The following is a 12,980-nucleotide window of genomic DNA, read 5'->3' as shown; positions in this document are numbered from 1 at the left end:
TATGAAAGTAGAAGTGATTGTCACAACGTTATCTGAAGCGATCGAGGCGGAGCAACTCGGGGCAGATCGACTCGAGCTGATTGCAGATATGGAAAATGGCGGGATCACGCCAAGTTTCGGGACGATTCGGAACGTGATCGAGCATGTATCTATCCCGGTACATGTCATGATTCGACCTCATACACGTTCATTCCATTTCAACGAAGATGATGTGGAAACGATGCTTGCAGACATTGGTCTATGTCGTGAACTCGGGGTGAATGGAATCGTCTTTGGTGCATTGACAAACGACGGGGCAATCGATGAGCGGATTTTAGGAGAAGTCATCAAACATAAAGGTGAGATGGCACTAACGTTCCATCGTGCCTTCGACGCATCGCGTGATGTATTTGAATCGCTGGATGTCTTAAATGATTTCCCAGAAATCGATATCTTATTGACATCAGGCGGTGCGAACACTGCGCTAGAGGGTATCGAAACATTGATTCGGCTGAACGAGCAAGCAGAGATGACTATTTTGCCTGGAGCCGGCATCACGACAGAAACTTTGCCATCCTTACGGGAACGACTCAATGTCGATATGGTACACGTCGGGAATGGCGTACGAACAAACGGACAGTTGGATGGGGCTAAATTCAAACAACTTCGTGGATGAGTCAAAGCAGAAAACAGTCGAAAGACTGTTTTTTTGCTATAATGAAAGAAAATACAAAGTGTAGGTGAACTCATGCAATCTTCCGTTTACAAACAATATGCGCTTCGAATGCTCTCAGGAAAATGGGGCATATCATTACTCGTCGTTTTGACCGTCATGGTCATTCAGGCGATGATTACGACACGTCTTGACCTATCAACGAATGACCCTGAAGTTCTCATGACTTCTGTGGCACTTTTGTACGGAGCGACAGTTCTTCTCGCGCCAATCGAGATCGGGAAGAATTGGGTGTTTCTTCAGGTCGCTAAAGACGAGAAGCCTAAGTTTGGCTTATTGATTGAAGCGTTCGGCTCACTGAAAGACTATTCACGAGCGGTGATTTATTACGCGGTGTTTTATTTAGGACTGAACGTGTTGATGTTATTCCTAATTGTGCCTGGCGTCTGGTTTTATTTGACGTATCGCATCACACCTTTCATCATGCGGGACGAACCAGAACTTTCAGCATTTCAAGCTATGCGTAAAAGTCGTTTGATGATGAAAGGGCATAAACAGACGATGTTAAAGCTATTCGCAAGTTTCATCGGATGGTACGCGCTTGTCCTTCTTACTGGGGGACTTGCTTACATCTTTGTCACGCCCTACTTACAGACGGCCATTTCAGGTCTCTATCTAGAAATGAAGGCGTCGTATCTCGCAAAACAACCGGTCGGATAATCCGACCGGTTGTTTACGTTCAATGCTGATCTGTCTTTTTCGGGTTAGGGGCGTCTTCAAAATCTTGTTTTTCTTGTTCAGACGCATCCGCATGCCACTTTTTCGCTTGTTCAGTGGCAATTGGTATCGCTTTTGTCTCAGAATAGCCTTGTGCGAGCAGTGCGTTCGCAATATCAATGGCTTTCTTTTTTACAAGTGGATCGAAGTTTTTCAGTGATTCTGGATAATCTTTCATGTTCCATGGCACGAAAATCGCCTCCTTCACTCCTACTAATTCCACAAACGGCATGATTCAAACGTCTTGATGAAGGTAATACTCGATAAGCGCTTGTGTCCCGTTCTCCCCGTAACCATTTTCTTCGAGAATCGAATAGAGTCGATGAGCGAGCTCAAGTCCAGGTAATTTCACTTGAAGTTCGTTTGCACTCTCGATGGCGAGCGTCATATCCTTAATAAAGTGTTTGATGAAGAAACCTGGAGCATAATCTTCAACAATCATCCGTGGAACCAAGTTCTCAAGCGTCCAGCTACCGGCTGCACCACCACGAATCGTACGGATGAGCGCTTCGGGGTCAAGTCCTGCTCGTTTACTGAACGCTAACATCTCCGCATTCCCCATCATCGTTCCGGCAATGGCAATTTGGTTGGCGAGTTTCGCATATTGTCCGCTCCCGGCATATCCCATCCGTTCAATGGACTGTCCCATTGCTTCGAACAAAGGTTTTGCCTTATTGAAGGCGAACTCTCCGCCGCCGACCAAAATGGAAAGTGTCCCATTTTTTGCACCAATATCTCCACCGGTGACCGGTGCATCGAGCGGAAGAAGACTCCGTTCAATGGCAGTTTCGGCAATTCGTTCAGCAAGTTTTGGTGAAGAGGTTGTCATATCGATCAAGAGCGTACCTGGTTCTGCTGAATCAAGGATATTTCCTTCCCCGAAATAAATCGACTCGACATCTGACGGATAACCGACAATGGTGATGACGGCATCAGCTTCTTGACACACCTCTCGAATCGTTTCACACCATACTACACCTTCCTCTAATAGCGAGGCAGCCTTCTCTTTCGTTCTCGTATAAGCTTTTACGTCAAAGCCATGCTTCATCAAATTTCGTACCATGGATTGGCCCATGACCCCGAGACCGATAAACCCGATTGTTTTCATGTAGATTGTCCTCCTAGTAATTGTTGTGAGACGAGACGCTGATAAAGGGCGTTCTCGTTTAAAAGTTGCTCGTGTTTCCCAATCCCGCTGATGCGTCCATCTTCTAACACGACGATTTGGTCGGCATGTCTGACGGTCGATAAGCGGTGGGCAATCACGAGGGTGGTTCTCCCGACCATCAGGCGATCGAGCGCTTCCTGGACGACGCGTTCTGATTCTGAATCCAGACTCGACGTCGCTTCGTCGAGCAATAAAATTTGCGGATTACGTAACAATGCCCTGGCAATCGCAAGACGCTGTCGTTGTCCACCTGACAAGCGAATACCACGTTCTCCAATCTCCGTCTCAAGCTGATTCGGCATCACTTCGATAAATGACCATGCGTTTGCCATTTCACACGCCTCTTTGATTTCCTCATCACTTACTTCACGTTGAAGACCATAGACGATGTTTGTCCGAACAGAACCCGACAAGACGGGAGAGTCTTGAGCGACATAACCGACGATTTGACGCCATGTATCCCGGCCATATGTTTGAATATCGCGATTACCGTACCGGATTGATCCTTCCGTTGGTGTGTAAAATTGTTCGACGAGCGAAAAAAGTGTCGTTTTGCCGGCGCCGCTTCGACCGACGATGGCGGTCGTTGCGCCTGGTGAAACGTGAAGAGAGAGTCCTTGAAGAACGGGCTCCGTCCCATAATGAAAGGTCACATTCTCGAAAGAGAGGTCAGCCTGCTCGATGGATTCTTGATATGAGCTGTACGGTTCAGGACGGACATCTAATAATTCAGCGATTCGTTCAGTTGCGCCACGAGCTTTTTGTAGTCTCGTCAAAAATTCACTCATTGTGATCAGAGGAGTGATGATTTGGAATACATAGAGCATGAATGCGAGTAGTTCACCCGTCGATAAGGCCCCTGTCGAGACACGATATGCTCCAAATCCGAGTATGGCAATCAACATCCCTGTCAACGTCACGTTAAGGAGAGGGATGAGAATGGCTTGAATTCGTCCTTCTTTCACACCATAATCGAACAACGTTTCGATTTTCACTTTCCCGGTCCGCACTTCCATTTGTTCTGTCGCCTGCGATTTGACGAGACGGATTTCACCGAGCAGTTCCGCAAAGAATCCTGACAGGTTACCGAGCTCCTGTTGCGTTTCTTTTGCAATCACTCGAAGCTTTCGGCCGAGTGGGATGACGATGACAAGCGTCGTCGGCACTGAAAACAAGATGACGAGTGTCATTTGCCAATCGAGCGTGAACAAGATGGCGACGGCACCGATGACCGAGACGAAAGAGGTCAACAAGCGGACACTTTGCTCGGACAACAGCTGTTGCAGCGTCGTCGTGTCATTGTTCAAGCGGGAGACGAGTTCTCCCGATTTGATCCCATCATAAAAAGGGATGGGCAGTTTGATGAGGTGGTCCCACAATGTCGTCCTAAGATTGGCGACGACACGTTGACCGACAATATGTAGCCAGTAAATCGATAACGCGCTCGTGATGACCTGGACGAGAAAGGCAATGATAAAGTATGCAATCCATTCAGGCGTCAACAGGTCACTACTCCAACGGTCAACGACACGTTGCAGGATGAGTGGAATCGCTAGCGATGCGACGGCTTGAAGAAGCGAAATCAGAATAGCTCCAACAAACAATCCTTTAGGAGGGTTCGCGATTTTAAAAAGTTGGAAAAACGTTTTCCACGTTGATGAATTCATTTTGAACAAACCTCCTCTCTCTTTACTTTCGCTGTTTCAAAAACGGGTGTCAAGACGTCGAATCGAACGATTGAGTCATGCTAGAATAAGAAAGAGAGGTGATACGTGATGAAATGGATTCACACGGCCGATTGGCATCTAGGTAAGATTGTTCATGGTCGTCATATGACAGAAGATCAGCGAAATATTTTATTCCATTCGTTTTTACAAATCGTCGATGAGGAGAAGCCAGATGCAGTCATCATTGCAGGTGATTTGTATGACCGGGCCGTCCCACCCGTCGAGGCTGTCGATTTGCTCGATGAGATGTGGCGAGAGTTGGTGTTGAAGCGAGAAATCCCGGTCGTCGCTATCGCGGGAAATCATGACTCAGCGGAGCGTCTCGAATATAGTTCAAAATTGTTGAGACAAGTAGGATTACATATCATCGGTAAATTAAACCCAGATGCTGGTCCACTTGAAGTGGCCGGAATTCCGTTTTACCCAATCCCGTTTCTTGAGCCGGCACGTGTTCGGCACATACTAGGAAACGAAACGATTCGCACGCACCATGACGCATTAGAGGCTGTCATTGAAGCATATGGACCGATTGAGAAGAATGCGGTCTCAGTGGGCCATAGTTTTGTCGCAGGAGGACTTGAGACCGACTCGGAGCGCCAGTTATCGGTCGGTACCGCCGGACAGGTCGCGAAAGGGCTCTATGACCCGTTCTCATACACGGCTCTTGGACATCTACATAATCGTGATGCAATCCATTCAGAACGGATTGCATACAGTGGTTCTCTCATGAAATATTCTTTCTCTGAGGTCAATCATGAGAAATCGGTAGATATTTTGGAATGGGACGGACACTGGAAGCGTAGACGTCGAACGTTGACGCCAGAACGGGACATGAGACAGCTCGTAGGAACGTTGGATGAGTTACTCGTACCTTCGTTTTATCAACAACAACAAACCGATGATTATTTGAAAATCGTGTTGACCGATGACAAAGCACTTTTTGATCCGATGGCAAAGCTTCGGACCGTTTATCCGAATATTCTTCATCTTGAACTGGAGCTGTTACGACGCCAAGAACAGACGTCCACATTTGAACGGGAAACGCTAGAACGACAATCCGTCGAAGAGGTGTATCTACAGTTCTTTGAAGCTGTACACGACCGAACGGCCTCGGATGCCGTCAAACAAATGATTGAAGAAGGTGATGTCAGATGAGACCGGTCGAATTGAAGATTCAAGCATTCGGACCGTATGCGGAACGAGAAACGATTGACTTCAGACAATTAGTTGGTCGCTCGATGTTTGTCGTGAGTGGTCGGACGGGTGCAGGGAAGACGACCATCTTTGATGCGATGACGTTCGCATTATATGGACGGGCCAGCGGGACGCTGCGCAATGCGAGTGATTTCAGAAGTCAATTCGCACAACCTGAGTTGAAGACGGAGGTCGACTTTTCGTTTACGATTCGCGGTGACCACTATCGAATCGTGAGACAACCTCAACAACCTCACCCGAAAAACAAGACACCGATCCCACATGAGGCCGTTCTTTATGAATGGGAAGGTGGTTGGAAGCCGATCGCGACAAAAGTGAACGAGGTTCAAGAGGAAGTCGAGTCGATTTTACAACTTTCATATGAACAATTCAGTCAAATCTTGTTACTCCCTCAAAACCAATTTAGACAATTGCTCGATTCGAACTCAAATGAGAAACAACAAATCTTGCAATCTATTTTCAAGACGGAGGCGTATCGTGTTTTCCAGGAGAAGTGGGCAGAACGTCTCAGCACATACCGGAAACAAGTCGAATGGGCGGTCGAGCGAACCCGTCTCAAGTTACTAGAGCTCGAAGATGAAGCAATCGAAGAGATTTCGACGAAATCGATTGATGTGATCCATCAGTGGCTAGACGAGCGCGAACAACGTTTGATTACAACTGTTGAGTCCGCAACAGAACAGAAACAGGATCATTCGAAGAAGCTCGAACAGGCGCGTACCGAATTAGAACAAGCGAAAGCGTTTGTCAGTTTATTTCAAGAACAGCAAGAAACCTTGCAAGCTCTTGATTTATTTTTAAAAGGCGAGACAGAACGAAACGAACGTCATGAGTTGTTGCAACGTTTAGAGGCAGCAGCGAACATTCGTCCAGTCTATGACCGATTATTAGAAATGAAGAAACATGTTCATCGACTGACGGTGGAGGAACAAGCCTCTTCTAAAAAACTCGAACAATTACAACAAAAGCAATCTTCACTTTCGGAGCAGCAATCTGCAATTGAAAAGAATAAACAAGAAATCTTATCCCTTCAAGAACGACTTCGGTTAATTGATGAGATGTTACCCCGAATGAAAGAGCGGGCAGAATACGTAACATTACGTGAACAATTGATGAAGCGTGCGACGGAATTAAGCACCTTTTCCAAAGAGGCTCGGCTCCAAGAACTTCAAGACCTTGAGCGGCAATTAGTCAACACGTTGTCGATTGAACCTGACGAACGTGCAGTCGATGCGGAGCGACATGTCGACCGATTGATGTATTTAGTCAAACTTGAGACAAAGGTGAATGAGTTATCAAATCAGCTCACCACTTGTGAGCGGTCCGGAAAAGAAGTGCAGCGACAGCATGCCACCCAGCAAGAAGTGATGGCGAAGTATAAACAACAAGAACAAATGAATGCGGCAAAACAACTCAGTGAGACCCTTCAAGAAGGTGAGCCTTGCCCAGTATGTGGTTCACGTCACCATGATGTCCCACAGTTCGAAGACTTGCTTGAATCTATGGAAGAAGAAGGGGAGGCGAAGGCACGTCTTGAGGAATTGACGACTCAGTTGATTGAAGCGAGATCCGATTACCGTTCGCTCCATTCGCAGCTTGAAGAGACTCGACGAGAATTTGATGAGGTTTCTAAAGATATTCATGTGGATGGAGTGTTATCAGAAGAAGTCAAGAAATGGCAAGCGCATGTGGATCGCCTACAACGTGAAGAGCGGACGCGTCTCGAGAATGAACGAACGCTTCGCCAACTCACCGGTGAAATGCGACAACTTGAAGAAGAGCGACGTAACCAATTTGAAGAGCGTCAACGTGTCCTCACAGAACTTGAAGCGATACAACAAAAACTGAATGCGCTCGGTCAAACAGAGGAAACAACGTTAGAACAATTACAGACCGAGCGGACAGACCGACAACATCGTCTCACCATACTTACGAAAAAAATTGAAGCGTTCGACCATGACTTTGAAATTGTCAAAAAGGAAACGTGGAAAGAAGAAGAGCGGCTCACTTTAATGCGGCAACAGCTTTCTGAGGCGATGGAGCAATATGATTCACAAAAGACGACCTGGAATAAGCAATTAGAAGTCGCTCAGTTGAACCAGGAGCGGTACGAACAACTAGCCGATCGAATCGATCAGCGTGCGAATATCCGTGAGAACTTACAACGTGAAGAAGAGGAAGGCGTCCGGTTGCGACATCGCATCCAGATGATTGAGGGGAAATTAGGAAATGTAGCACAACCTGACCTTCAGTCGATTGAAACGAAGGTGAACGAAGCCAAGGAACTATACGAGCAAGCATCAGAACACCTGGTCACCTCACAAGAAGTCTTATCTAGACACCGTCAAATCGTCTCCGAGTGGGATACGCTTCGTAAGGAGACAGCTCGAGAAGAACAGAAGTTAGAAACGATCAAGTTGATTGCAGAAACCGGAAAGGGCATCAATCCGCAAAAGATGACGTTTGAAACATATGTACAAACGGCGTTCTTTGACCAGATTTTACATGCGGCGAACATTCATTTGGACCAGATGACGAGCGGGCAGTTCCGACTAGAACGAAAAGTGGAGACAGCAAAAGGGAATGCTAAGTCCGGACTTGAACTCCTTGTATTCGATGCGTACACCGGTCAATCACGCCGTGTGCAAAACCTTTCCGGAGGGGAAGGTTTTAAAGCGTCTCTCTCACTCGCGCTTGGATTAGCAGAAGTGGTGCAACAGTTGAGCGGGGGTGTGAGTCTTGAAACGATGCTCATCGATGAAGGATTTGGGACGCTTGATGCCGAATCTTTAGACCAGGCAATCGAATTATTGATGTCGCTTCAGGCGACAGGTCGACTTGTCGGGGTCATCAGTCATGTTCAAGAATTGAAAGATCGCGTTGATGCCCGAATCGAAGTGAAAAAATCTAGAAGCGGGTCAACGATCCAGCTGATTGTGGAGTGATCGAAATGAAGCAGATGGTGACGAAGTCAAGTCTCATCAATCATTTGAAAGAAGCAGGAATTCAACGAGGAGAGTCTTTGTTTGTTCATACCTCTCTTTCAAAACTCGGATGGGTATGTGGAGGTGCGCAGACTGTCATCGAGGCACTGCAAGAAGTGGTGGGACCATCAGGACTTCTCATGATGGCGACACAAACCGGAGACAATTCAGATCCGGCTGAATGGGAAGCACCGCCTGTTCCGGTTGAGTGGTGGCAGACGATTCGTGCCGAAATGCCACCTTATGAAAAAGAAAAGACATCAACCCGTGGAATGGGGCGTGTCCCCGAACTGTTCCGAAACTATCCGAACGTTTTTCGAAGCGCACATCCGATGTGGTCTGTCGCCGCATGGGGTGAAGAGGCGCAAACAATTGTGTCTGGTCATTCGATTGACGTCGGCTTCGGTCCAGGTTCACCAATCGAACGAATGATTGAACGAAATGCACGTGTTCTTCATCTCGGGTCGCCACTTGATGCGACGACACTTTGGCACTATGCGGAGTATGGGATTGATGGTCCTACAAAAATGTTCGGTTGTGCCGTAATTGAACAAGGTGAACGCGTGTGGCGAACGTTTGAACATACAGATGTGAATAGTGATCCATTTGGTGCAATCGGCGAAAATATCGTCAAACAGAGAGATGTCCATACGTTTACCATCAATGATGCGACATGCTATTTGATTCCAGCTAATACGTGGGAGCCAGTGCAACATGCGCTCATCGCGCTTCGAAGCTGGTTAAGATAATGAATGTAGAATCGAGGGGAAGAAATAGATGAATCGTTGGATGAAACTATTGAGTATTGCGGTTCTAGTCATCTTACTGGTGGCCGGATTGGCTATCGGTGGAATCTCGGCACATATTGGTGACCAATTAACATCACCCGAGCGAGAGACGTTGACCTACACACCGAAGTCACTTGGATTGAAATATGAGAACGTGACCATACAGTCAGAGGAAGGACACGACTTGTATGGATGGTGGATTCCCCATCCTACGCCACGTGCGACAATCGTATTTGCTCATGGGTATGGAAAGAACCGAGAACAGGAAGATCTTCCGTTAAAAGAATTGATTCCAGAGTTTCATGAGCAAGGATATCAATTTTTAACGTTCGATTTTCGTGGATCTGGGATTTCAGAAGGGGATCGGGTAACGGTCGGTGCGAAAGAACAATCGGATTTGCAAGCTGCCATTCAATACGCAAAAGGTCGAGCAGAGGGCCCAATCGTACTTTACGGAATTTCTATGGGAGCGGCGACGGCCCTCTCTACGGCAGATGATGTCGAAGTAGCCGCAGTCATCGCAGACAGTCCGTTCAGTGATTTACGGAACTACCTTGAGACAAATCTCCCCGTATGGAGTGATCTCCCGAACGTCCCATTCACACCCGTCATCATGACAGTGACCCCTTGGTTCACTGGACTGGATGCGGATGTTGTTTCACCGATTCAAGATATCAAATCAATCGAAGCACCGATTTTATTGATTCATAGTAAAGGAGACGATGCGATTCCTGTCTCAGAAAGTGAAAAGCTTGCAAGCGCGCAGGATGGTGTCGAACTATGGGTGACGGAAAACGATGGTCATGTCGGATCGTATCAATCATTCCGGACCGAATACCGTCAAAAGATTTTCGATTTTCTAGAACGATCATTATGAGCAAAGGGGCGCAATTGGCGCCCCTTTTTGATATGATTGCAAACGAGAACAATGAAAGAAGGGTGCAAAATGGACTTATTACAACTATTACAGTTTCTCTTGCTCGGTACATTGATCGGGATATTGAGCGGCTTCTTCGGAATCGGTGGTGGCATCTTGCTCACGCCACTCCTTCTCGTCTTCGGTTATGAAGCGAGTGCGGCGATCGCACTTAGTCTCATGTTGACGCTTGGTTCGACGGCGGCAGGAACAATCTCGCACATTCGTTTACGGAACGTGAACGTGTCACATGCGCTATGGATTGGTGTGTTCGGGATTGTCGGGACTTGGATTGCCACACCGCTTGTCTTTTACTTAGAAGGGGTGGACGGCGCGACACTGATCATCTCACTCGTCTACATCGCGTTACTTACGTACTTTGCGATTTCATTCTTCCGGTCGAAACAGCATGTCGAAGGGAGTGTCGGGACAGCTTCTGTACCACGACTTGGGATTATCGGGGTCTTTGCAGGATTTATCTCTTCTTTGATGGGGGTAAGTGGGGGCTTTGTATTGACGCCGCTCCAAGTCAAGCTACTGAACACTGAAATGAAGCGTGCAGTCGGAACGAGTATTTCAGCAGCTCTCCTCATCGTAATATCAGGCGTGATTAGTTATGCCGTGGCAGGTGCTGAAACGAATTACTGGCATGGACTCGCATTAATAGCAGGTGCGATGATTGGATCTCCGTTCGGAGCCAAACAGTTACAGCGTTTCAGTTCACAACATGTCAAAAAAGCATTAGGTGGCTTTTATGTCACGGTCGCATTTAGTGTGGCCCTTAATTTAGTCGGATGGAATGCAGCTTCACTTATACTTCTCGTCACACTAGCACTTCTCTTTATCATCACGCTCATCATTCGACCACGCAAAAAATAAACCCCGTCTTTGGACGGGGTTTTAACGTCTAGCGATATGGTCAATGTTTTCTTGAATCTCTCCAACTTTCGCTTTTGCTTCGCGAAGTCTGCGCTCAAATGCTTCTGTGTCACGTTTCTCATGAGACGACTTGTCAACTCCTTGACGTTGCCCTTTGTCAGAGCGTTGATAAAAGTGGGTCGCTTTTTGTAAGCGTTTTTTAAACGTCGAGTCGCTCATAGGGACACCCCCTTCCATACTTCATTTATTCCACATATGGAAACGGGCGAAACGTTCGAACGTTTAAGAAGCGAGGGAACGACGAATTTGAACATTCTGAGAAATTTTCACAGCTAATATTCCAGCGAGCACGGCCTTAAGTGAATCTCCAAAAATAAAAGGGATATTTACTTTTAGCGCATCAATGAACGACATACCGAGAACGATTTCTAGCCCGATGCTTCCAAGTAGGTATACAAGCCCGAGGCCGAATAAAAGGTTATAGCCAATCAATGCTGGGATGGAGCGATGTCGCTCGCTGAACCAGCCAATGAAGAAAGCGGCGATTGGAAATCCAATTAAATATCCGACGGTTGGTCCAACGAAGGGAGCAAGACCTCCTTGACCACTCAGTACGGGAAGACCGATCAAGCCGAGTAGGAGGTATACGATGACTGCCAAAAATCCTTTTCGTGCACCGAATACGCCGGCGATTGTCATGATGGCCAGTGTTTGAAGGGTAATCGGAACGGGTCCGATTGGTATTTCGATGAAACCGATACTTGCGATGAGTGCTGCCCCGAAGGCAATTTGAGTCATGTCTTGAATCTTCATATGTAAACCCCTTTCCAGTTAACGTTAACAATATAAAAGTTAACATTTTGAGAATGGGTTGGCAAGAATTATTTCAAGACAAACCATTTTGACTCAAAGCTGTCTGATATGCTTTCGTTTCAACATAAAGTTCATCTTTTAGTGGATGGAGATGTCGTTGACGGATACGATAAAACTGATAGGCAACAAGAGCCACGTTGAATGAGAGTGAGAGTAGACTGACAATAAAGAAGGCTCTTGGGTCATGTGTCGAAGGAACGGGAGCTAACCGGTCAGCGAACGATGGAACTGTCATGACAAACATAATCCATAAAGCCAAGGTATGCGCACGATGTTGCAACCAAGCCCCTCTCTTAATAAAGAAAGAAGGGATAGTACATGAAAGCAACAGAATTAATCCCGCATAGAACGAATGGTCAGAGATACAATTATAAACATAAGCGAAATTCCATAGATCATAGGCTATGATCCATGGCCAAATCATATCGGGCCAAATCATGTCTTTCGATTGATCTTTAGAAATATTGATTCCAATCCATCCGCAGATGGCGATAATATTTAATAATCCGGCGAAACCGTTCATCAAATTCCAAGGACCCGACATGACCCAAAGGTGATCGATATAAGCACCATCAGGAACATTAAAGAAATATACTTGAAAGTCTCGGATACAGGCTTCTAAAATGTTTAGTGCTAAAATCCCAGGTGGAAAAATCAAAATCCATTTCTTTCGTAATAGCGAGGGACGATAACGAATGGCCATAAAACCGAGACAGCCGGCGAGAGCAGAATAAGTTTTCACCCAGTTGAACCATGTACCTGTGCCATATTCATTCCCTGGTGCGGCAGTTGTCGGCCAAACATAGAGGGTTAGTATAGTCGGCACGATCAGGAATAATGTTATTCCTCCCCACTTAGTCGTGCGGCTGAATTCATTGAAGGCCATCAAGGAAAACAAGACAAATAACCCAATTCCCCATCCGACGAGATCGATTCGTTCATACAGGATCCCCATTCACATCTTCTCCTTACATTGGTTATTTGTTCACTACTGAGCAATC

12 protein-coding genes and 1 pseudogene are annotated in these 12,980 nt (G+C 46.6%); 7 read left to right on the top strand and 6 right to left on the bottom strand.

The annotated features are described in order from the left end of the window. Position 1 precedes the first annotated feature (1 nt). Positions 2–655, top strand: a complete 654-nt coding sequence (locus KNO75_RS04535) for a copper homeostasis protein CutC (protein ID WP_214820063.1) — start codon at positions 2–4, stop codon at positions 653–655. A gap of 72 nt (positions 656–727) precedes the next feature. After that, positions 728–1,372, top strand: coding sequence for a DUF975 family protein (locus tag KNO75_RS04530; protein WP_214820061.1), 645 nt, complete (start codon positions 728–730; stop codon positions 1,370–1,372). 19 nt (positions 1,373–1,391) lie between these two features. Here KNO75_RS04530 and KNO75_RS04525 read toward each other — a convergent pair whose 3' ends face one another. From KNO75_RS04525 to KNO75_RS04515, 3 genes and pseudogenes are all read right to left on the bottom strand, one after another. Beyond that, the gene (locus KNO75_RS04525) at positions 1,392–1,619 is read right to left on the bottom strand and encodes a DUF2188 domain-containing protein (protein ID WP_074033180.1); all 228 of its coding nucleotides are present in this window, start codon (positions 1,617–1,619) and stop codon (positions 1,392–1,394) included. 45 nt (positions 1,620–1,664) lie between these two features. Continuing rightward, a complete protein-coding gene (locus KNO75_RS04520; protein ID WP_353047563.1) occupies positions 1,665–2,678 on the bottom strand; it encodes an NAD(P)-dependent oxidoreductase in 1,014 nt (337 codons plus the stop codon). Positions 2,679–2,779: 101 nt separating this feature from the next. Next, positions 2,780–4,264 (bottom strand): annotated as a pseudogene (locus KNO75_RS04515) (ABC transporter ATP-binding protein); the annotation flags it as partial. Between the two features lie 108 nt (positions 4,265–4,372). Between KNO75_RS04515 and KNO75_RS04510 the strand changes: the two are divergent. The 5 genes from KNO75_RS04510 (at position 4,373) to KNO75_RS04490 (ending at position 11,106) form a co-directional block, all read left to right on the top strand. Beyond that, positions 4,373–5,479: an exonuclease SbcCD subunit D gene (locus tag KNO75_RS04510; RefSeq protein ID WP_214820055.1), complete on the top strand. Its 1,107-nt coding sequence runs from the start codon at positions 4,373–4,375 to the stop codon at positions 5,477–5,479. Next, entirely contained in the window at positions 5,476–8,484 is a 3,009-nt protein-coding gene (locus KNO75_RS04505) for an AAA family ATPase (RefSeq protein ID WP_214820053.1), read from the top strand. Before KNO75_RS04510 ends, KNO75_RS04505 begins: the two co-directional genes overlap by 4 nt. Positions 8,485–8,489: 5 nt before the next feature. Further along, positions 8,490–9,272 (top strand): AAC(3) family N-acetyltransferase, encoded by a 783-nt coding sequence (locus KNO75_RS04500; RefSeq protein ID WP_214820051.1) that lies wholly within the window; start codon positions 8,490–8,492, stop codon positions 9,270–9,272. 28 nt (positions 9,273–9,300) lie between these two features. Beyond that, positions 9,301–10,188: an alpha/beta hydrolase gene (locus KNO75_RS04495; RefSeq protein ID WP_214820049.1), complete on the top strand. Its 888-nt coding sequence runs from the start codon at positions 9,301–9,303 to the stop codon at positions 10,186–10,188. 69 nt (positions 10,189–10,257) lie between these two features. Next, the gene (locus KNO75_RS04490) at positions 10,258–11,106 is read left to right on the top strand and encodes a sulfite exporter TauE/SafE family protein (protein ID WP_214820047.1); all 849 of its coding nucleotides are present in this window, start codon (positions 10,258–10,260) and stop codon (positions 11,104–11,106) included. 21 nt (positions 11,107–11,127) lie between these two features. On the opposite strand, the gene KNO75_RS04485 is transcribed toward KNO75_RS04490, so the two are convergent. The 3 genes from KNO75_RS04485 to KNO75_RS04475 form a co-directional block, all read right to left on the bottom strand. Beyond that, positions 11,128–11,325: a hypothetical protein gene (locus KNO75_RS04485; protein WP_214692645.1), complete on the bottom strand. Its 198-nt coding sequence runs from the start codon at positions 11,323–11,325 to the stop codon at positions 11,128–11,130. 63 nt (positions 11,326–11,388) lie between these two features. Continuing rightward, positions 11,389–11,919, bottom strand: a complete 531-nt coding sequence (locus KNO75_RS04480; protein ID WP_214820045.1) for a biotin transporter BioY — start codon at positions 11,917–11,919, stop codon at positions 11,389–11,391. Positions 11,920–11,992: 73 nt separating this feature from the next. Then, on the bottom strand, positions 11,993–12,934 hold the full coding sequence (locus tag KNO75_RS04475; RefSeq protein ID WP_214794847.1) for a DUF5692 family protein: 942 nt from the start codon (positions 12,932–12,934) through the stop codon (positions 11,993–11,995). Between the last annotated feature and the right edge of the window lie 46 nt (positions 12,935–12,980).

Origin of the sequence: Exiguobacterium sp. s35 (genome assembly GCF_018617535.1) — a bacterium.
Taxonomy (GTDB): Bacteria; Bacillota; Bacilli; order Exiguobacteriales; family Exiguobacteriaceae; genus Exiguobacterium; species Exiguobacterium aestuarii.
The sequence above is the reverse complement of the archived record's forward strand: the minus strand, read 5'-3'. Positions and strand labels throughout refer to the sequence as shown.